Source organism: Streptococcus milleri (assembly GCF_900636525.1).
Classification (GTDB): domain Bacteria; phylum Bacillota; class Bacilli; order Lactobacillales; family Streptococcaceae; genus Streptococcus; species Streptococcus hominis.
Genome location: NZ_LR134288.1, coordinates 399,030 through 420,575, shown reverse-complemented (window position 1 = coordinate 420,575; position 21,546 = coordinate 399,030). Strand labels below are relative to the sequence as shown.

Annotated in this window: 17 protein-coding genes and 4 pseudogenes; 2 read left to right on the top strand and 19 right to left on the bottom strand. The window is 38.3% G+C overall.

Annotation, left to right across the window (positions count from 1 at the left end; translation table 11 throughout):
• The first annotated feature begins 173 nt into the window (after positions 1-173).
• Entirely contained in the window at positions 174-884 is a 711-nt protein-coding gene (gene treR / locus EL087_RS02120; protein WP_126406580.1) for a trehalose operon repressor, read from the top strand.
• 151 nt (positions 885-1,035) lie between these two features.
• On the opposite strand, the gene EL087_RS02115 is transcribed toward treR, so the two are convergent.
• The 4 genes from EL087_RS02115 to EL087_RS02100 form a co-directional block, all read right to left on the bottom strand.
• Positions 1,036-2,376 (bottom strand): hemolysin family protein, encoded by a 1,341-nt coding sequence (locus EL087_RS02115; protein ID WP_126406577.1) that lies wholly within the window; start codon positions 2,374-2,376, stop codon positions 1,036-1,038.
• Between the two features lie 113 nt (positions 2,377-2,489).
• Positions 2,490-4,136, bottom strand: a complete 1,647-nt coding sequence (locus tag EL087_RS02110) for a phosphoenolpyruvate carboxykinase (ATP) (RefSeq protein ID WP_126406574.1) — start codon at positions 4,134-4,136, stop codon at positions 2,490-2,492.
• Between the two features lie 221 nt (positions 4,137-4,357).
• The gene (locus EL087_RS02105; protein WP_106384591.1) at positions 4,358-5,482 is read right to left on the bottom strand and encodes an AI-2E family transporter; all 1,125 of its coding nucleotides are present in this window, start codon (positions 5,480-5,482) and stop codon (positions 4,358-4,360) included.
• Positions 5,483-5,605: 123 nt separating this feature from the next.
• Entirely contained in the window at positions 5,606-6,043 is a 438-nt protein-coding gene (locus tag EL087_RS02100) for a GNAT family N-acetyltransferase (protein WP_049533483.1), read from the bottom strand.
• A gap of 63 nt (positions 6,044-6,106) precedes the next feature.
• Here EL087_RS02100 and EL087_RS02095 point away from each other — a divergent pair, with 63 nt between their 5' ends.
• Positions 6,107-6,520, top strand: a complete 414-nt coding sequence (locus tag EL087_RS02095) for a MarR family winged helix-turn-helix transcriptional regulator (RefSeq protein ID WP_003028354.1) — start codon at positions 6,107-6,109, stop codon at positions 6,518-6,520.
• Positions 6,521-6,756: 236 nt separating this feature from the next.
• Here the strand turns inward: EL087_RS02095 and ileS are convergent, their stop codons facing one another.
• From ileS to typA, 15 genes and pseudogenes are all read right to left on the bottom strand, one after another.
• Positions 6,757-9,549, bottom strand: coding sequence for an isoleucine--tRNA ligase (gene ileS, locus EL087_RS02090; RefSeq protein WP_126406571.1), 2,793 nt, complete (start codon positions 9,547-9,549; stop codon positions 6,757-6,759).
• A 262-nt stretch (positions 9,550-9,811) separates the two neighbouring features.
• Positions 9,812-10,597, bottom strand: coding sequence for a DivIVA domain-containing protein (locus EL087_RS02085; protein ID WP_003025689.1), 786 nt, complete (start codon positions 10,595-10,597; stop codon positions 9,812-9,814).
• Positions 10,598-10,606: 9 nt separating this feature from the next.
• Positions 10,607-11,398 (bottom strand): RNA-binding protein, encoded by a 792-nt coding sequence (locus tag EL087_RS02080; protein WP_126406568.1) that lies wholly within the window; start codon positions 11,396-11,398, stop codon positions 10,607-10,609.
• A gap of 4 nt (positions 11,399-11,402) precedes the next feature.
• Positions 11,403-11,666 (bottom strand): YggT family protein, encoded by a 264-nt coding sequence (locus EL087_RS02075; protein WP_003028359.1) that lies wholly within the window; start codon positions 11,664-11,666, stop codon positions 11,403-11,405.
• A 4-nt stretch (positions 11,667-11,670) separates the two neighbouring features.
• A pseudogene (locus EL087_RS02070) lies at positions 11,671-12,036 on the bottom strand (cell division protein SepF); the annotation flags it as partial.
• Between the two features lie 96 nt (positions 12,037-12,132).
• Positions 12,133-12,216, bottom strand: a pseudogene (locus EL087_RS09535) (cell division protein SepF); the annotation flags it as partial.
• 9 nt (positions 12,217-12,225) lie between these two features.
• Positions 12,226-12,897, bottom strand: a complete 672-nt coding sequence (locus tag EL087_RS02065; RefSeq protein ID WP_126406565.1) for a YggS family pyridoxal phosphate-dependent enzyme — start codon at positions 12,895-12,897, stop codon at positions 12,226-12,228.
• Between the two features lies 1 nt (position 12,898).
• A complete protein-coding gene (gene ftsZ / locus EL087_RS02060; RefSeq protein WP_003025701.1) occupies positions 12,899-14,173 on the bottom strand; it encodes a cell division protein FtsZ in 1,275 nt (424 codons plus the stop codon).
• A gap of 18 nt (positions 14,174-14,191) precedes the next feature.
• Positions 14,192-14,392: pseudogene (locus EL087_RS09530) on the bottom strand (cell division protein FtsA C-terminal domain-containing protein); the annotation flags it as partial.
• Positions 14,371-15,577, bottom strand: a pseudogene (gene ftsA, locus EL087_RS02055) (cell division protein FtsA); the annotation flags it as partial. The pseudogenes ftsA and EL087_RS09530, both read right to left, overlap by 22 nt.
• Positions 15,578-15,699: 122 nt before the next feature.
• On the bottom strand, positions 15,700-16,758 hold the full coding sequence (locus tag EL087_RS02050; protein WP_126406559.1) for a cell division protein FtsQ/DivIB: 1,059 nt from the start codon (positions 16,756-16,758) through the stop codon (positions 15,700-15,702).
• On the bottom strand, positions 16,755-17,825 hold the full coding sequence (locus EL087_RS02045; RefSeq protein WP_126406556.1) for a UDP-N-acetylglucosamine--N-acetylmuramyl-(pentapeptide) pyrophosphoryl-undecaprenol N-acetylglucosamine transferase: 1,071 nt from the start codon (positions 17,823-17,825) through the stop codon (positions 16,755-16,757). Before EL087_RS02045 ends, EL087_RS02050 begins: the two co-directional genes overlap by 4 nt.
• Before the next feature lies 1 nt (position 17,826).
• Positions 17,827-19,179 carry a UDP-N-acetylmuramoyl-L-alanine--D-glutamate ligase gene (gene murD, locus EL087_RS02040; protein ID WP_126406553.1) on the bottom strand — a complete coding sequence of 451 codons (1,353 nt, stop codon included), beginning with the start codon at positions 19,177-19,179 and terminating at the stop codon, positions 17,827-17,829.
• A 73-nt stretch (positions 19,180-19,252) separates the two neighbouring features.
• The gene (locus EL087_RS02035; RefSeq protein WP_003043425.1) at positions 19,253-19,537 is read right to left on the bottom strand and encodes a DUF3165 family protein; all 285 of its coding nucleotides are present in this window, start codon (positions 19,535-19,537) and stop codon (positions 19,253-19,255) included.
• Between the two features lie 64 nt (positions 19,538-19,601).
• Positions 19,602-21,443: a translational GTPase TypA gene (typA, locus tag EL087_RS02030; RefSeq protein ID WP_057489582.1), complete on the bottom strand. Its 1,842-nt coding sequence runs from the start codon at positions 21,441-21,443 to the stop codon at positions 19,602-19,604.
• Positions 21,444-21,546 lie beyond the last annotated feature (103 nt).

The following is a 21,546-nucleotide window of genomic DNA, read 5'->3' as shown; positions in this document are numbered from 1 at the left end:
TTTGGCTAGGCTCAACCTAACACTCTCCTTCTTTTTTTCATCATTGTACAATTGATTGATACATTTATTGTAAACGATACCAAAGATGTCTGCAAGTTGTTTGTAGTAAAAAAGGCTCTTTTTTGGTAAAATTTATTTAGTTGTATGCTAAAAAGAAAACAAGTGAGGATATCATGAAAAAATATGAACAAATTTTTAAACTCTTAGAACAAGATATTCTAAACGAGAAATATCAGATAAATGATTATCTTCCTAGCGAACACGAACTTGTCCAGACCTACAAGGTCAGCCGTGACACGATTCGTAAATCGCTTGATTTGCTTCAAAAAGCTGGTCTCATTCAAAAAATGAGAGGTCAAGGCTCTAAAGTCATCCAACAAGAACAGATTGACTTTCCCGTTTCCAACCTAACTAGTTACCAAGAACTTGTTCGGCAACATGGAATGAATTCTAAAACCAATGTCATCCAGTTAGAAAAAATTACAGTTGATAAAAAATTATCCAGTCTTACTGGTTTTCCTGAATATCGTCTGGTGTGGCGGATTATTCGCCAAAGGGTCGTTGACGGGATTGCCTCCGTCTTAGATATTGATTACCTTGATAAGAGTTTTGTCCCTTCTATTAGCCGTGAAATTGCAGAGCATTCAATTTATGCTTATTTAGAAGATGAACTGGGGCTACACATTGCTTACGCCCAAAAAGAAATCACAATTGATCCAGCTACCAATCGCGATAAAATATTGATGAGCATTGGAAATGACCACCATGTCGTCTCTGTCAAATCAAAAGTCTATCTCGCAGACGGACAGCAATTTCAGTTTACAGATAGTCGTCATAAACTCGAAAAATTCCGTTTCGTTGATTTTGCCAAGCGGCAAAAATGATCATGAACCTTCACAAAATTCACTCTTCAATATTTAAAATAGCCAAAAAGGAAGGATGTCATCAATCTGCTTCCTTTATTTTTAATGTCATTCACATATTTATAAAAGTAAAGCAAACTTATCAATTTTTGAAAAACGAAAGAAGCTGAGATTATTTCTCAACTTCTTCCTCTTCTTCTACTATTTCAGAAACTTCTACTTTGAGCTTTGTCACTCGTCCATTTTTTACCTTATCATTGGTTAAAATGAGCTTTTTGCCCTGACTTTCCACTTCATAACTCAAACGCTCTTTCACGTCGGGTATCGAGCCTACGCCCGTCAAATAATAGCCCGCAATGGTATCAACGTCATCACTTTCCAGTTCAACTTCAAAATACTCGTTAAAGTCATTTAAACTCATAGTTCCAAGGACAAAGTAAGTATGGTCAGAAACCTGATACACCTCTACTTCGGCCTTGTCTGTTTCATCATCTATCTCACCAACAATTTCTTCCAGTAGGTCTTCCAACGTTACCAGACCAGACATACCACCATATTCATCTAACAATATCGCCATTTGATTTTGCGTATTCCGCAACTCTGTCAGCAAATCATCCACGAAAATCGTTTCTGGCACAAAGAGCGGTTCCTGCAAAATTTTTCGTAGTACAATATTATCAAAACCATTGGTAAACGCATCATTTAACAGACGTTTGGTGTGAATAAGCCCAATAACATTATCCTTGTCATCATCATAGACTGGGATTCGTGAGAAATTCTGCCTCAAAATACTTTCGATAATTTCCTTGGTATCATCATTGATGTCCACCATAAACGCATCGGTACGCGGCACCATTACCTCACGCGCCATCATCTCATCTAGTGAAAAAATCCCCTGCAGCATTTCAATTTCATCTGCATCCAATGTTTCTTCACTATTGGTCAGCATATACTCAATCTCATCACGTGTCATTTTCTCATCTGCATCATCAAAAGTCATGGGAGTGATTCGACTGAGCAGATTGGTAGAGGCTGATAAAAGCCAAACAAAGGGACTGACAATTTTTCCCAAGAAGATGATAACTGGCGCTGTACGAACCGCTAAGGAATCTTTGAGGTTCAGAGCGATTCTCTTTGGATACAATTCACCAAAAACAATCGAAATATAAGTCAAAATAGCAACAGATAAAAAGCTTGCAATGGCTCTTGCAGTCTCGGAATTTCCCATCCAAGAAGCAATTTCCTGACCGAGTGCATTGGCCAAACTAGCCCCTGACAAAATCGTAATCAAAGTAATCCCAACTTGAATAGTGGACAGAAAATGATTAGGATTTTCCAAGACTTTTAACAAACGAATGTATTTTGCATCGCCTTCTTCAGCTTTTTGCTCTACACGAGCGCGATTTAAAGATACCATCGCCATCTCTGCTGCTGAAAAAAAGGCATTTAAAAGTGTTAAAACTAGTAATAGTAAAGCTTGCAGTAACAAGGTCTGACTGCTAGGGTCTTCCATGAATGTTCTCTCCTCATATATAAGTAATCTTAATTATAGCATACTTTTTGACTTCTTGCACAAGGAGTGTTAAAAAGAAAAATTTAGAGGGAAATTACAAAGATAATGATTTATTAAGATTCTAGATTTTGCAGAACTGTTTCCAAACGTGAAATTGCGTCAACAGGAAGTGCCGTTTTAGGGTATTTTTGATTAAAGGCAAGCAAGAAGTTCAGCCGTATTTGCATTCTTTCTCTGATTAACTGTTTATAGCGAGCATCAAAATTCGGAATCGGATAGCCTTCACATTCCATGTATTCGAATCCTTCCAACGGTCCAAATGGTTTAAAATCTGCCGCTTCATCAACAATTTTTTCAATAATATTCAAGCTGACCTCTTTTGAAATTCCCTTTCCCATATAAAATCCAGTATTGATGATATAGCAGTCGACACCAGATTCAAAGAGACTACGGAATTTCCGATAATCTTCCACCAAGGGATACACTCTAAATGGATTGGCATAAGGTTCAATGACTAAATCATCGTGCTTGCCAGTGACATTTTCAGCATTGGAACGCTTGGTCATCAAGGTACAGCCCATCGTAGAAGCCATCAGCGAATCGTTGATTTTGATCAAAGGTGGGAGAGAATCATCTTTCATAATCCAGAAAATGGCTTGAATCGGCTCATCAATTCGATCGACCCGATTTGGTGTTGCAAAGCGAGACTTGACTGTCCGACCATTTCCATTTCGAATGTCCTCTGTCACCAATTTTTTTAGACCATTGTCATCCAGTGTCACACCACAATTCTGAACTGTTACAAAAAAGTCCTGCTCCCTATGTCCAATGGAATAGTCATTCGTTTTATCAAAATAGGACGGTTCCAGAGCAATGGAAGAGCCATCTTTGATAGAAATAATAAAGGCATCATCATGCAAAACCTTAATATCATATTTTCCATTGTGTTTGGCATGTGTCAGTGTGGATTTCCCTGAACCAGATAAACCAAAGAAAGAAGCTACATAATCTTGTTTATCCGCTTCTTGTTTAAAAATTTTCAAGCCGCCGTGACAAGCTACATATCCATTTCTAGCAGCGGTTGCCCAAGCTAAGGTTAAAGTCGCTTTTTTCAACTCACCAAAGTAATTTAAGCCCAAAATAATGACACAATTGTGCTGAGTATCAAAATAAACCAACCCTTCAGGATAATCTGGATGCTTCCATTTGGGGTCAAAAAAGACAAATATATCATTTTCATCGTACTTTTTAGAAACTCTCAAACGATTTTTAAACTCTTCATCCAAAATTTGAAAGTTTAAAAGCCAAGAATACAGGTTGTTAATTTCATCTTCAGGAACCATAAGATGAGCACAAGCCATGAAGGCTTCATCAAGCCCTACAACTGCATCTGCCTTATAAAATTTTCGATGATGAGCTTGATAAATTGCACTGCGTACTATTGAAAGCAGCTTTTCATCTTCCTCACTGTCCCTACCAAAAATCCGTCGAGCTTTAGCCGTTCGACCAACGACTGCTCCAGAATTCGTTAATAAAACGCGGGCATAAGAAGGCAAGCCCAATTCCTTTGTATGAATGACAGGCATATCTAAGACAACTGTCCCAGCAGCTGCGGAAGCCAATTGATAAGCTTCTTCCACTGTTTTTATTGCAACAACTTGATTTTCATAAAAAGCTGTTTCAATTATTGCCTTCAAAGGAGAGAAATAAGAAGAATTTTTTCTTATTTCCTGCGGAGAATATTTACGACGTGTTACCATAAGTGTACCTCCTCTATCTTATTAGTTCTATTTTAGCATAAAAATACACTTATGGTTTTAATAAAACGTATTAGAAAAAAAGGAGTGGAATTCCAAACTAAATTCTTGTTGCATTTAGTTTGCTTCCACTTCCCTATATTCATCATTCTAAAACATTAAGACATAGTCCTTCTGAATGTCTATTCATCTTTCAGACTTTGAAATTATTCAGCGTCCTGCTCTTATTTATTAATAATTCCGTACTCCTCATTTTTCTTTTGCTCCTGTGCAGCTCGATGATTATCATATAAATTCGCTAGGAATTTTGCAATTTCTTTCAAAATAGAATAAATCGGAATCGCTACAATCATCCCAACAATCCCATAAATATTACTTGACAAAAGCAAGAGAACCATAATGGTAATTGGATGCACCTTCATCACGCCACCTACAATCCGTGGATAGAGAATATTTCCGTCAATTTGCTGCACAATTAACATATATATAACTGCAATCACCATTTTTTTCGGATCAGCAATCAGATAAGTGATAACCATCGGAATCAACCCAATGCTTGGACCCACATAAGGAATAAGATTAGCAATCATAGAAAAAATAGCAAATATCAAAGCATATTTCAGACCAATAACACTATAGCCAATGAAAGCCAACGTTCCAATAATAAACGCATCAATCGAAATCCCACTAATATACCGAGCAATCGTTGCATTAAGATTGGTCAATAATTTCGTGATGTTGAGCTTATCCCGCTTCAAAACAGTTCTTTCCAACATGGGCAGTAATTTATCCCCGTCAATTAAGAAATAGACCAAAAAGATCGGCGTCATGATGAGAATCAAAAATGTATTCACTACTGCTGAAACGACACTCCCCAGACTATTGGTGACACTATTTAAAATATTTTGCAAAATATCCACATAAGACAAATTTAACTGCTTAATAATAGACTGGATATTCAGATTTTTAAAGAGAGAGTGCTGCGATAGCTGGTTAATCCAATTTTGCAATTCTCCATAAACATTTTGACTAGAAGAAATCAAACTTGTCAACTGCGTAATCAAAATAGGTAGCAGATAAATAATGCCCAGAGCAATAATTCCAAACAAGAGAACCAAGGTAATCAAAATTCCAAAAATCCTCTTAATTTTCAGCTCTTTCTCCAAAAATTTCACTAATGGGTTCGTCACATAGTACAAAAATCCCGCAATTAGAAAAGGAATTAAAACCGTATTTAAAACGCTCACAAAAGGGGAAATCAAGCCGTCCATTTGCCGCCAGATAAAAAAGATAATGGTTAGTAGTAAGACTTCTGTTGTCCAAAAAAATAACTTACTTTTATGAAACATACTGTTCCTCCTATCAGCTATTCTATCATATTTTCCACTAAAATAGAGTACTTTTTGTAAACGACTTAAATTATTTTAGGAACAGATTCTTTCGTTTCCCATTATCAAAACTTATTTTTCCATTTATTCTCGTTTGTAAACCATTTTCACATGTACACGTGATTCTAAGATGAAGGGTTCACTAACAGCTTCAAATCCAAATTTCTCATACAAGCTCACCACCTGCTCTTGCGCCTCTATGTGGATCTCTTTTTCAGGCCATTTTTCAGCACAAGTCTCCATAATAGCTTGGACCAACTTACGACCAAGCCCTTGACCGCGAGTAGAAGCCGCTGTTACGACACGTCCAAAATGAATAGTAGTGCCCGTTTCAAATACTCTCGCATAAGCATCTACCTCGCCGACTTCATTTTCATGAAAAATATGGATAGCTTCTAAATCGTGCTCGTCCAAATCATTATAAACACTATTTTGCTCTACGACAAACGTTTCCAAACGCAATTTTAAACATTTATAAAATTCTAAGGTGGTTAATTCCTCAAATGTCCTTTTATACCACATACTTGTTTTCCCTTCTTCTTTATTATATAATAATTGTAAATGCAACTATAAAAGGAGCCTTTTATGGATTATCGTCATCTCTTTCGTCAAATGGGCATAATTTCTCGCCAAGCCATGATGAATATGAATCATGAAGCCAGCCAATATAACCTAGATAATAATCTCTTTCTTATCCTTATCCGCATTGTTGAGCATGAAGGACTGAATCAATCTCAACTTTCTCATATGGTGAAAATTGATAAAACAACACTTAGTCGTTCCCTTAGAAAACTAGAGGAAAAAGGATTTATCACAAAAAAAGTCAACTCTCAAAATAAGAAATTTAAAGAGCTTTTCCCTACGACGAAGGCTTTGCAAATCTACGACCGATTGATTGGATTTGAAACGACCTATATCCAGACTGTCATGAAAGATTTGACTTCCTCTGAACTCTTTCAATTAGAAGCCATCCTCAATAAAATAGAAAATTCTCAATGAAATCAGCATAACATACATTAGTTGCATTTGCAACTTTAAAATTAAAATCTGACGAGGCTGGGACAAAAGTCCTTAACCTCGTCAGATTTTTATGAGTTTCTTGCAAGTCGCAGTGATTGAGTGGGTTCTATGTGGTTGATAAATCAACCTTTACAGCCCTACTCAACTGTGCGGGGGGTGGGACGACAAAATCAACTTTCTTCGAAATTACCGATTTTTGTCCCACTCCCTTTTGATTATTTTGTTTCAAATCCTTCTACAACTGCTTGCGCAAAATGTTCTTCAACGATTTCTGCACAGTGGTCACAAACAATTGCATGATAGCTGCGTTCTTTGACTGTTTCATCTACCCGACGGCAACGCTCACAAACTTGTCCCTCTGCATGCTCAACTGTAAAGGCTACATCCTCGAAAGCAATAGCATTTTCAGGAGCTTCCCCGTCTGCGATTGTTAATTTAGAAACAATGAGAAGTTGCGCAACGTCGCTATTAACCGCTTCAAGTAGCGTTCTCACAACTTCATTTGGATAAACAGTTAAGTGAGCTTCCAAAGATTTTCCAATTACTTTTTCGTTACGTGCTTCTTCCAAAGCTTTCTGAGCTTGACTGCGGAAGTTCATAAAGTTTGTCCAAGTATCCAATAGTTCTTCCTCATTAGGGAAAGTCAGCGCATCTGGCAATTCTGCTAATTGAACAAATTCTTCTGGCTCATGATCTAAGTAAGACCAGATTTCCTCTGCTGTATGTGGAAGAATTGGGGTCAACAATTTTGTAATTTTTACTAAAATATCATAAAAGACGGTCTGCATTTGGCGACGTTCCAATGATTTAGCTGCTTCAATATAGACAACATCTTTTGCAAAATCAAGATAGAAAGCTGATAAATCAACTGTCACAAAGTTTACAATCGCTTTGTAAATATCCAAAAACTCAAAATCTGCATATGCTTCACGAATCGTCTTGACAAGTTGATTAAAGCGAACAGTCATGTACTTATCAACAGTGCGAAGGTCATCATAGGCAACAGCGTCTTCTTTTGGATTAAAATCAGAAGTATTAGCAATCAAGAAGCGCAAGGTGTTACGGATTTTTCGGTAGGTTTCAGACACTTGACCAAGAATATCCATAGAGATACGCACATCGTTGCTAGAATCCACACTCGTCACCCAAAGGCGCAAGATTTCAGCTCCAAATTGTCTTTCAACATCACTTGGAGCAATGGTGTTGCCAAGAGATTTCGACATCTTTTCACCTTTGCCGTCCAAAGCAAAGCCTTGTGAAAGGATTTGTTTATAAGGAGCCACTCCATGATTTGCAACAGATGTAATGAGAGAGGAGTTAAACCAACCACGATATTGGTCAGAACCTTCAAGATACAGGTCGGCAGGATAAGTCAATTCAGGACGATTGACCACTACACCATTCCAAGAAGAACCTGAATCAAACCACACGTCCATGATGTCTGTTTCTTTAGTGAACGTACCATTTGGTGACCCTGGATGAGTAAATCCTTCTGGCAGCAAGTCTTTCGCTTCTCGTTGCCACCAAATGATAGAGCCATGTTCCGCAAAGAGCTCAGCCACATGCTCAATTGTTTGCTCTGTCATAATCGGTGTTCCGTCCTCCGCATAGAAGATTGGAAGTGGCACTCCCCAAGCCCGCTGACGCGAAATGACCCAATCTCCACGGTCACGAATCATATTGTAAAGACGAACTTTACCCCATTCAGAGTGGAACTGTACTTTTTCAATCTCATCAAGAATTTCCTGACGGAATTTTGAAACTGAAGCAAACCATTGCGGTACTGCACGCCAAATAATTGGCTTTTTCGTCCGCCAGTCAAATGGATAAGAGTGAGAGATTTCTTCTTGCGCAAGGAGAAGTTGACCTAACTTTTCAATTACTGTAGGAACTACCTTGTCATAAAATTGCCCTGCAAAATCTGGACCAGCATTTTCCATCATGATACCACGTTCATTGACTGTAACGGCTACTTCTAAGCCATTTGCAATCCCAACATTGTAGTCGTCCTCACCAAAACCAGGAGCAGTATGGACAATTCCTGTACCGGAATCTAGTGTAACGTGGTCACCAAGAATCACCAATTCATCTACTTCCTCATCCCACGGGTGCTCTGTCACGATATGATTCAGTTCAGCACCGCGATGAGTTGCCAAGACCTCTACATCTTCCCAGCCGAATTTTTCAGACAAGCTATTGAGCAAGTCAGCAGCAACGACAAATTTACGACTTTCCCCAGCTGGTTTTACCACAACATAATCAAAGTCAGCACCTACTGTCAAACCGCGAGAAGCCGTAATAGTAAATGGTGTTGTTGTCCAAACCACAATATAGGTATCTGTGTCTAGCACATTTTTGCCGTCTTTTACCTTATTTGCATAGTAAAGAGAGGTTGAAACCAAATCATGATACTCAATTTCTGCCTCTGCAAGAGCTGATTCAGATGACCATGACCAATAAACCGGCTTCGCACCGCGGTAGATATAGCCTTTTTTCGCCATTTCTCCAAATACACGAATTTGAGCAGCTTCATAATCCGGAGTCAACGTCACATACGGATGCTCCCAATCACCAGAAACACCTAAGCGTTTGAAATCTTCCCGTTGCTTGTCTACTTGGCTGAGTGCGTAATCTCGACAAAGTTTTAAATACTCTGCCAAATCCATTTCTTTTCGCTTCACACCTTGCTTTGCCAGAACTTGCTCAATCGGAAGACCATGAGTATCCCAGCCTGGAATGTAAGGCGCATAATAGCCAGACATCGATTTTGAACGAACGATAATATCTTTAGAAATCTTGTTCATGGCATGCCCAACGTGAATATTTCCATTAGCATAAGGAGGGCCATCGTGAAGTGTAAAGTGTGGTTTACCTTCGTTCAATTCTTGACGGCGTTGATACAATTTTGCATCTTCCCATTCTTTTTGCCAAAGAGGTTCTTTATTCGGCAAACCAGCACGCATTGGAAAAGCTGTTTTTCCAAGATTAAGTGTTTCTTTTAATTTCATAAGTTCTCCTTTTTCATATTAGTAACAAATTAAAATAAAAAAACCACAAATTCATCCAAAGGACGAAAATTCGTGGTACCACCTTCATTTAGATAAGAATAAGATTCCTATCCCTCTTACTCGTAACGTGAGTTAAGCGTTAAATCTTACTATTTTCAGATCTAAGTTTGCAAAATGATAATCCTAACAAAAGGGATTACAGGTCTCTCACCGTCACCTGCTCGCTGCGAATATTTTGTTAGCATCTTGTTTTTACATTCTCTTATAAAATATCTACAGATTCTGTTGAAGTAGCTTCTGAGTTATCTGTTGAAGTCTCAGCATTTGTCAGATTTAATCCTAAGACAGACTCATCTAATGTTTCAAACGCTTGTGTTTCGGCTAATTCACGATTTGCTTCTTCAATGCGTCTTTGTAATTCTTCCATTTCTTCTGGAGAGAACTGACGCGTCACATCCACTTCATCTTCTTCTGGAGTCGTTACGACTTCACCCAAAGCAGACTGAACAACTTCTTTAAAGGCTTCATCACTAGTCTGCAAGTAAGTAGCTGTTGGGCGAAGAATATCTTCCCATTCTGAAGAATTCACAATGCTTAATTGACTTTCAATGGTTGATTTTAAACGTTGGTGGAAAACACGCGTTTTATTTTTCAACTCTTCTGTTTCAACAGCCACTTTCTTAGCATTATCAGTCGCTTGACGAAGAATTTCATTAGCCTTGTATTTTGCCTCATCCAACAAATGTTGGGCTTCTTGCTCAGCCTTATGAACAATGTTTTCAGAACGGTCATTTGCCGCTTGTTTTACACGTTCTGCCGTATCTTGTGCAATCAATACAGATTGGCTAAGGGAATCCTTCATCTCGTCAAAATAGGTCAAACGTTCTTCCAGATTTTTAATTTTTGACTCTTGCTCATGATTGACACGAACTAAATCTTCGTAATCTTGGACAATGATATCAAGAAATTCATCTACTTCATCAACATCATATCCTCTAAATTTGTGAGCAAAAGCTTTATCTTTAATTTCTAACGATGTAATAGCCATATTTTCTCCTTACTTACTAGACAATAATTCAACAGTTAACTTATACTTCCCATTTTTTGAAAAGCCATTTTCTCTTAAAACTTTTACTCTCCCATATCCTCGTACACTAATTAAGTCATTTAATAACAAATGATGACTGGGATTATCCAGCATGGAATAGTTTACCTTAACTTGCTTTGTTGCTATCAGCCGAGCGGCAATGCTTCGTGACAAATGAAATGAGGCAGCTACCACTTTATCCAAACGCATACTAGAGACAAGCACATCTCTTAGTTTTGAATCAGTTTGAGCGATAATTTGTTGTGAAAAATCTACTTGCTTTAATTTTACAGGTATCTTTGCTATCCTTGAGATATGATCGATGAAAAATTGAGTAAATTTCTTATCTACCATAATTTGTGCTCTACCTGAAGCTACAAGAATATCACCAAAAACTTTACGTTCAATCCCTAATTGATTCAATAACGTTCCCATTATTTGCGAATGGGTTAAATGGTGAAATTTATTCGCATAGCTAATTTCTAACAACTCCATTTCAAAATCACTTAATTGCAACTCATAGTAGAGAGGAGCAATAATGACTTTAGCAAATTCACTCGTATAATAATCCGAACTTGAAAATATTTGCAATTGCAAATGATTCCCAAGATTTCGCAAAACTTCAACTTGATGTGGATTTACAAACGAAGTCACTTCAAAAGAATAAGAATCTTCAACTCGCTGCATCTGTTCTAAACCTTTATCAACAAATTCACGATCTTCTTCTGTAAAATGTTGGTATAAATGTTTAATATTCTTCATGAATTTAAGCTAAAAGCAAAAGAGCATTCAAAATGATGCCAGAAACCAAATTCAAAAGAAAGATAACGATAAGAATCGTCCAATCAAGACCAGCAAATTGTAAATTGAAACGTTGAAATGGTTTCAAAACAGGCTCTACTATCCGTAAAATCAACTGACCAAGTGATGTTTGATAGGCACCCGGAAACCAAGATAAGAGAGCATACACCACTAAAATAAATGAATACACTCTTACCAAATTATAAAGTATGTTTACAATCCAAACCATGTTTTTATCTACGTTTCATATCAAAATCAAATTCGCCACTTTGCAAATCATCAGGCAATTTTAAATCCTCAATATTTACAATAACATTGATTGGTGTTAAAAGGTACATTGTACTCGCAACTTTTTTTATGTTCCCAGCAAGCACATAACGCGCACCATCCAAATAATCCAAACAACGACGAGCTTGCACTTCTGTCATATATTGAAAATCAATCAAAATGCTTTCATTAACAATTAACAAATCAACAATTTCAGTTGTTTCTTCATATTTTCTTGGATAACGAACATTGATTGTCACTTTGTCATCTGAAATTGTCCGATGTTGTGCCAATTCTTGCTGGCGCGCATGAAGACGAGTGATATTCTCATTTGCTCCTGACCTTGTAGAAGATTGTACAGAACTACTTGCTGTATGTACTGTTCTTTCTTTAGTAGGTGTTACAGATTGACTACTCGCACGTGGTGGTAGCTCAGGCGTTTGAACGCCAGCATCTTCACCATCTTCCGTAAAGTAATCAATGAATTTATCAAATCTATCTTTAAGAGACATAATACTTTCCTATTTAAAAAATGCGGTACCAATTCTGACAAAAGTCGAACCATTTGCAATAGCTATTGTATAATCACGGCTCATTCCCATACTTAAATCAGTAAAAGGCATATTAGATAACTGTTTACGTTGTAATCTTTGCTGTAATTGATAGGCTTGTTGGAAAATGACATTTAATTCCACTTCATCTGCTTCAATTGGTGCCATTGTCATCAAACCTACAATCTGAATGTTTTCAAGTTTTTCTAGCTCAGGTAAAATCGTATCTATTTCCTCTACAGCAAAACCATGTTTACTAGCTTCTTTGGAAATATTTACTTGTAAAAAGCATTTAATGATATGTTCAGCTCTTTTGTTGATTTCTTGAGCTAATTTTACTGAATCTAAGGCATGGAAATAATCAACATAATTGATGACGTCTTTCACTTTCCGCCTTTGAAGTGTACCAATTAAGTGCCAAATTACACGTTCATCTTTCAGAGCCTGATATTTCTCTAGAAATTTATCAACTCGATTTTCACCGATATGATGAATTCCTGCTTTAACCAGCTCTTTAGCAGTAGAGCTGTCAACATATTTGGTGACAGCTATTACTTCTACTGAATTTTTTGAGCGATTAGCTTTTTGAGTAGCTTGTGCTACATTTTCTAAAACTTGATATGTATTCTTTGCTAAATCCATTTTATCGGTTTTTAAAGAATGGTGGTGTTTCTAATTCATCGTCATCAGAACTGGTGTCTTCATAACGTTCCACAGCTGGTGCGGCACTCGCATCTGTTGAGCGAACAATATTCTCACGACGCAAATCCCAATCACCAAATGCTGAAGCCTGTGGCGCTTCTGTCCGTTGACGACTTGGCTTTGGAACTTCAAGATTTTCAGTCAAATCAAAGTTACGGTCATAACCTTGGCTTCCTCTAGAATTACGATTTTCACGAGTTCCAGCTGCATAAGAATTTTGTTGAGCAACTGGACGAACACCACTTACTCGATCAATTTTTTCTTGACGAACACCCGTTGCAACAACTGTCACACGAATTTCATCTTTCATGCTATCATCAATAGAAGTACCTAACCAGATATTAACACCATGACCAGCTGCTTGATTGACAATTTCTGATGCTTCTTCTGCTTCAATCAAGGTCATATCAAGACCACCTGTAACGTTGATGATGACATCTTCAGCTCCATCAATCGTTGTTTCAAGAAGCGGCGAATAGATAGCCTTACGTGCAGCTTCAATAACACGTTCTTCACCACTACCAATACCGATCCCCATAAGAGCATCACCTTTATTTGCCATAACGGTTTTTACATCGGCAAAGTCAAGGTTAATAAGTCCTGGGCTTGTAATCAAGTCCGTAATTCCTTGTACACCTTGACGAAGGACATTGTCTGCTTCGCTCAAAGCTTCAAGAAGAGGAGTTTTCTTATCAACAATTTCAAGTAAATTATTGTTTGAAATGATAAGAAGTGTATCTACATGCTCACGAAGTTCATTGATTCCTTCAATCGCAAAGTTACCACGCTTACTTCCTTCAAAGCCAAACGGGCGAGTAACAACTGCAACAGTTAAGGCACCAAGACCCTTTGCAATACGAGCAATAACTGGTGCAGCACCTGTACCAGATCCACCGCCCATACCAGCAGTAATGAACACCATATCAGCTCCTGTAAGAGCTTCCGTCAACACTTCTTCGCTTTCTTCAGCCGCTTTACGACCGATTTCAGGCTGTCCTCCAGCACCTAGACCGCGAGTCAACTTTGGTCCAAGCTGAATAACGGTTTCTGCTTTTGAGCCACTCAGAGCTTGCACATCTGTATTGGCAGCGATAAATTCAACGCCTGATACTCCTTCATCAATCATGCGGTTAATGGCATTACCACCACCACCACCGATACCAATAACTTTAATTACTGCTCCTTGTGCCGCAGCTGTATCAAATGAAAATGTCATAATGTATTACCTTCTCCTTTAATCAAACATATTGCCAAGTAGATTTCGAACACGATCTGTCAATTTTTCTTTTGGTTGTTGAGATTGTGTCGGAAGTGGTTCGGGACGTTCAACTTCTTCTGCTGGTTCAGCAATCGGAGTCACAGTTGTCTGTTGCGGCTGAGTAAAGCGCTGCAACGGATTGAACGACTGACTTTGTTGAGTCGGACGAGAAAATTCAACCGGTTGATGACGCAAAAGTTCATCACCGTGAACAGCAGCTTGTGCTAAAACATCCACTTCAGATAGATTTCCAGCATATTCTGATAAGCTAATGACATGAGCAAAAGCTGGATTACGAATACCGATTTGATTTGGTACGTATAGTTTAACAGGAACACCGAAAACTTCTTGCGCCAATTCCACCACACCTGGTAAAATTGCACCACCACCAATAATAACAATTCCACCTGGAAGTTCTAATAAGTGTCTTCTTTCTAAATCTTGCTTGATTTGTTCAAAGATATGTTTAACACGTGCTGAAATAATTTCTGCTAAATAGCGCTCTGTTACTTCAACTGGCTCCACTTCTCCAATCACTTCCACTTGGAAGGACTCATTGCTAGCAGCAGGTACGTATGCTTCGCCATAGTTAAACTTCAAGCTTTCTGCAAGTTTTTTAGAAGTTTTTAAAACTTTTGAGATATCTTTTGTGACGTATTCGCCACCTTCTTGATAGATATTGGTAAATTGCAGTTCTTGGTTGCGAACAGAAGCTACTGTTGTTTGACCACCACCCATATCAATGACAGTTGCACCAAATTCACGTTCTCCTTCATTTAGAACAGATTTGGTCATAGCAAGCGGAGAAATGATAATATTTTCTACTTGAACTCCTGCTCGCTCAACTGTTTTTCGTAAATTATGAAGAATAGTGCGTGGTCCTGTGTAGAGAAGCCCACGCATTTCTAAACGAATGCCCATCATTCCACGAGGATCACGGATACCTTGGAAGCCATCTACAATGAACTCTTCAGGAATAAAGGTAATAACTTCACGGTCTGGAGTCATACTTTTTGTCAAAGCAGATCTCACCACATTTTCAACATCTGCATCTGTAATTTCTTTCGTTTCGCTTGTTACAGGAATCATACCTTGCGTTGGCTCAATCTGCAACAAGTTAGCAGGCAAACCAACATTCACCAACTTAATGGAAATCCCTGCTTTTTCCTCTGCTTGTGAAATTGCAGATTTTATAGCACTTGCTGCTGCTTCGATATCTACAATGATACCATCTTTTACGCCAGCACTTTTGGCATTACTAACTCCAATTACGTTTAATTCATTGTTTACGTGTTCTGCTACCAAGACCTTAATGGAGCTTGTTCCGATATCTAATCCTGTAAAAAAGCCATCTCTAGCCATTAGACCATTCCTCTCTATCTACCAAGTTTCTCACTTATCAATTTAACTATCAAAAAAGTATAGTTATTCAAAGCATATTATAACATAAAAAAATAAAAATTGGGTAGATTTTCTGCATTATTTTAGCTATTTCTATAACTAAATATTCCTGCTTCCATATCCACAACGCTTGTTTCCGTCAATTGTGGTTTAATTTTTTCATAATAAGGCAATTTTTTAGCTACTTCTGACAAAGGAACTAGAATTTTATTTCCATCTGTCATAGTGATTGTCAGCAAATCTTCAGTCGCTTTACTCGGTGTATGCTGAACCGTTTGAATTTCTGATTTGATTGTATCAGAAATACTTGATAATTGTTGCACAAATTTCTTAAGCATTGCTTTATCTGAAAAATCAAGCATTATATAACTTTTTGGCAACTGTGATTTTTTAACCGGAGTAGCAATTTCTTCTCCACTAGATAATACTGGGAAATACTGCTCCCCAGAATAATCATACGCAACCACTGTGTATTCTGTTATTTTTATTTTAAATGTAATCGGAAATTGGTAACTTATCTCTGCTTTTTTCACCCATAGATTTGATAATTTAATATTTCTAGCATGTGCCTTTTGACTCAAATACGTCGTCAAGGTGTAATCCTCTTTTTGAATACTAGAAGCATCCAGCACCTCTGTTTTTGAAAGCTGTTTATTGCCCGTCACCTCTATGTTCTTTAATTTTGAATAGGGACTTATAAAATAAACAGCTAAAATTAACAAAATAGAACTTAGAATCAATACTGGCAAAGCACGGTAAACATGACGAGGAGCGATTTTTTCTCTTGTCTCTTTTGCTTCCTGCTTAGCTTGTTTGCGTTCTGCTTTCTTCTTTTTTCGCAAGGACGCTTTATCAAGAGACGCATCTTGTTCTTCCTCGGAGAACTCTGTTACAGTGGATTCTTCTAAGTCCTCTGATTCTGCTTCTTGAGTATCAGATGTTACTTCTGTTTTTTCATCTTCCTCGCCTACATCTGATTTTTCAGGATTTGGCAAATGCTGCTTTTTTTGCTCTGCCAATTCTTTCTCTTTTTCAGCTTCTTCTTGAGCCTTTTTTTCAAGGTATTCCTTGTTTCTTTTTTGCCACTCAGAAAGTTTTTCTGTTTCTTGCTCTTTCTGATCCTCTTGCTTCTTTTTTGTCATTTTCTTCCTTTGTTCATGTCATTTTTTAAAAGGTTATAAAATTCATCTAACGATTTTATTTCGTGGGACTGTTTCATGTTTTCTTCATAAAATTCTTTCTGTTCAAGCAACTCTGTTATCATTTTTTGAAGATTCTCCAAATTCAATTGAGGCTCGTCTAATTTTTTGGCATAGCCTTTTTTTACAAAATAATCTGCATTTTCAATCTGGTCACCGCGACTTGCTTCGCGTCCCAAAGGGACAATTACATGAAGCTTTACCATAGCCAACAATTCAAAAATAGTATTAGATCCGCCACGTGTAACAACGACATCCGCTAAGTCCATCAACGGTTGATAGAGGTCAGTCACATAGGCAATTCGGTACAGATGATTTGATAATTCGTCTAAGCTAGCATCGCCTGATAAATTGATAATATTGTAATGCTGAGTTAGCTCTGCTTTATTTGCCGTTACAAAATCATTAAAAACCTTTGCTCCCGCTGACCCACCAACAAACAGAAGTGTCGGAAGGTTTTCATCAAAATGCTGCTGAATGGCTTGAATCTGCTCATTTGGAGCAGTTATTTTTTCTCCTACCTTTGTTACAGCTCCCACATGCTCAATTTTTGTCAACGCATGGGCTTGTTCAAAAGTAGAATACATTTTTGTCGCACATTTGTAAGCAATTTTATTTGCTAGACCAATAGAGAGGTCTGATTCATGTACATAAACTGGAATCCTAGCTAAGCGAGCTGCAATGACAGGAGGAACTGATACAAAACCACCTTTAGAAAAGAGAGCTTGCGGACGAACCTTTAACATAATTCCTAAAGATTGCAAAATGCCCCAAGCCACTTTGAATACATCTAACATATTTTGCCAAGAAAAGTAACGGCGTAATTTCCCCGTTGCTATAGAATGAAAAGTGATATCCAAACCTGACTTCTGGATTTCTTGGTATTCAATCCCATGCTTGTCCCCAATATAGTGGACTTGCCAACCTGCTTCAAGGAATTTTGGAATGAGTATAAGGTTTAGAGTCACATGACCAACCGTTCCTCCACCTGTAAATACAATCTTTTTCATCTTAACCCTTTAATTCTTCAAATGTTGCAATAAATTCATCGCCACGAACTTCAAAATTTGGATACATATCCCAGCTTGCATTTGCAGGACTGAGAAGAACAATGTCACCTGCTTGAGCTTCAGCAAAAGCTTTTTGCGTCGCATCTTTCACATCAGCAGCATCCATATAACTAACACCTGCTTTATCTGCTGCTCTCTTGACACGTGCTTCAGATTCTCCAAGAATAACCATTTTCTTCACCCCTTGAATATCTGGCACCATTTCGTCAAATTCATTGCCACGATCCAGTCCACCAGCAATCAAGATAACCTTGCTATTGTCAAAACCAGACAAGGCCTTTTGCGTTGCAAGAATATTTGTGGATTTACTATCGTTATAAAATTTAACATGGTTGATTTCACCGACATATTGAAGGCGGTGCTTAACGCCACCGAAACCTGCCAATGTTTCTTTGATGACTTGATTTTCAATGCCACGCAGTTTCGCAACTGCAATAGTTGCAAGGGCATTTTCAACATTATGGCTACCCGGAACGCCAAGCTCATCTGCTGCCATAACAGGCTCTCCACGGAAAATCAGCATGTTTCCCTCTAAGTAAGCGCCGTCTACCTTTTCCGTCGTTGAAAATGGTACAACGGTCGCTTGCGTCTTTGCAGCCAGCTCTTTCGCTAATGTTTGGTTGAAATTCAATACGAGGAAGTCAGATTTATTCATATTTTTTTGAATGTTCCATTTAGCCGCCACATAATTTTCAAAAGAGCCATGATAATCAATATGAGTTGGCATCAAGTTAGTAATCACTGCAATCTCTGGGTGAAAGGTTTCAATGCCCATGAGTTGGAAAGAAGACAACTCCATGACCAATGTATCATTTTGGGTTGCGGTTGTTGCAACTTGACTGGCTGGAAAGCCAATATTCCCAGAAAGCAGACCATTTTGACCACCTGCAGTCAAGACTTCCGCAATCATCGTTGTCGTTGTTGTTTTTCCATTAGAGCCCGTAATCCCAATAATTGGAGCATCTGAAATCAAATAGGCTAACTCCACTTCAGTGATGACTGGGATTTTCTTTTCCAAAGCTCTCGCTACCATAGGATTGTCGTAACGAATACCGGGATTTTTGACCATCAGTTCAAACTCTTCGTCCAAGAGTTCCAAAGGATGACCACCTGTTACCACTTTGATGCCTTCCTCAAGAAGAGACTGAGCAGCAGGATTTTCCTCAAATGGCTTTCCGTCATTCACTGTAACAATCGCTCCCAACTTATCTAGTAAACGAGCAGCGGCTTCACCAGATTTGGCCAAGCCTAAAACTAACACTTTTTTATTTGCAAAATTTGTAATGTGCTTCATAACACGCCTCTTTTTTTATTCTTCCTATCTATTTTACCTTTTTTTCAGAAAATAAAAAAGCCTTTACGGCTTTTTATTCTTGTCTGTTACGAAGTTTTGAGCAAAACGATACTTTTTTATCTTTTTGTGATAATTTTGAAATATCACGTAGGGAAAAATATGCTACGCCTATCATCAAAATTCCTACGAAAAACTCAGACGGTAATTGAAAAATCTGAAATACTGCCAATCCTAGTAAAATGATAAAAGCGACTAGGGCAATCACTAAAACTACTACATTTAAAGTTCCTTTAATGCTCTGCGGAGCAGCAAAAATGTAAAATAACAAAATGAGAATTCCAAAAATCAAATAAAACATTTCTGCTCCTTTCTAGCCCATCCGCTTCTTTAATATATTAGCAACGAAGCAAACCGTTCTTTCATTATTCAGCTGATTTTTTCTTTTTAGCAGCTTTGGCACGTTGGTTTTTATCAAGAATTTGTTTCCGCAGGCGGATTGATTCAGGCGTCACTTCCATGTATTCGTCATCGTTCAAGAATTCAAGTGATTCTTCCAATGTCAAAATACGAGGCGTTTTAATAACCGCTGTTTGGTCTTTCGTTGCAGAACGAACATTGGTCATTTGTTTGGCTTTTGTAATGTTGACCGTCAAGTCATTTTCACGTGAATTTTCACCAATAATCATTCCTTCGTATACTTCTGTACCTGGATTGACAAAAATCGTTCCACGTTCCTCAATAGACATGATAGAGTATGTCGTTGCCTTTCCTGTATCAATTGACACGAGAGCTCCACGACGGCGTCCACCAATCTCACCTGGAATCAATGGTAGATATTGGTCAAAGGTATGGTTCATAATCCCGTAACCACGCGTCATAGAAAGGAATTCAGTTGAGTATCCAATCAAGCCACGCGCAGGCACAAGGAAAATCAAACGTGTTTGTCCGTTTCCGGTAGCCACCATGTCTAACATTTCACCCTTGCGCTCAGAAAGACTTTGAATAACCGAACCTTGGTATTCTTCTGGGGTGTCAATTTGCACACGTTCAAATGGCTCACATTGCACACCGTCAATTTCTTTGACGATAACTTCTGGGCGCGATACTTGTAACTCATAGCCTTCACGGCGCATGGTTTCAATTAAGATTGATAAGTGCAATTCTCCACGACCTGACACAATCCATTTATCTGGTGAGTCAGTCGGATCCACACGAAGCGAAACGTCCGTTTGCAATTCTGCTTGCAGGCGTTCCTCAACCTTACGAGATGTCACCCATTTTCCTTCACGACCAGCAAATGGTGAATTGTTCACCAAGAAAGTCATTTGCAGCGTTGGTTCGTCAATGTGAAGAATTGGCAATGGTTCTACTGCATCTGTCGGAGTAATCGTTTCACCAACAAAGATATCTTCCATACCAGACACGGCAATCAAATCACCTGCTTTGGCTTCGTCAATTTCACGGCGTTCTAATCCAAAGAAACCAAATAGCTTGGTGACACGGAAGTTTTTCGTTGTGCCGTCTAGTTTAGAAAGCGTCACTTGGTCTCCAACTTTCACCGTTCCGCGGAAAACACGACCAATCCCAATACGACCTACAAAGTCATTGTAGTCCAAAAGAGAAACTTGGAATTGAAGCGGCTCGTCTGAATTATCCACTGGTGCTGGAATATGATCAATAATAGTATCAAAAAGCGGTGCCATAGTGTGCTCTTGGTCAGCAGGATCGTCTGACATAGAAGACGTTCCGTTGATAGCAGAAGCATACACGACAGGGAAATCCAATTGGTCATCATCTGCACCCAGCTCAATGAAAAGTTCCAAGACTTCATCCACCACTTCTGCAGGGCGTGCAGATGGTTTGTCAATTTTATTGACCACAACAATCGGCACTAAATCTTGCTCAAGAGCTTTTTTTAATACAAAACGAGTTTGTGGCATGGTTCCTTCATAAGCATCAACAACCAGAACAACCCCGTCCACCATTTTCATGATCCGCTCAACTTCTCCACCGAAGTCCGCGTGTCCTGGAGTGTCCATGATATTGATACGAACACCGTTGTAAGCAACAGCTGTATTCTTAGCAAGAATGGTAATTCCGCGTTCTTTTTCAAGATCGTTGGAGTCCATTGCGCGTTCTTGCAACTCTTTTCGATCGTCCAAAGTATGTGATTGCTTCAATAATTCGTCCACCAGCGTTGTTTTCCCGTGGTCAACGTGAGCGATAATAGCGATATTGCGAATATCTTCTCTTAATTTTGTCATTTTATCCTCTAAATCTTAAGTTTTATTTCTAACTGAACAATTATACCACAGATTACAGTAAAAAACACGGTTAAACCGGGTGTAAATGTTTTCATTAGAAAAT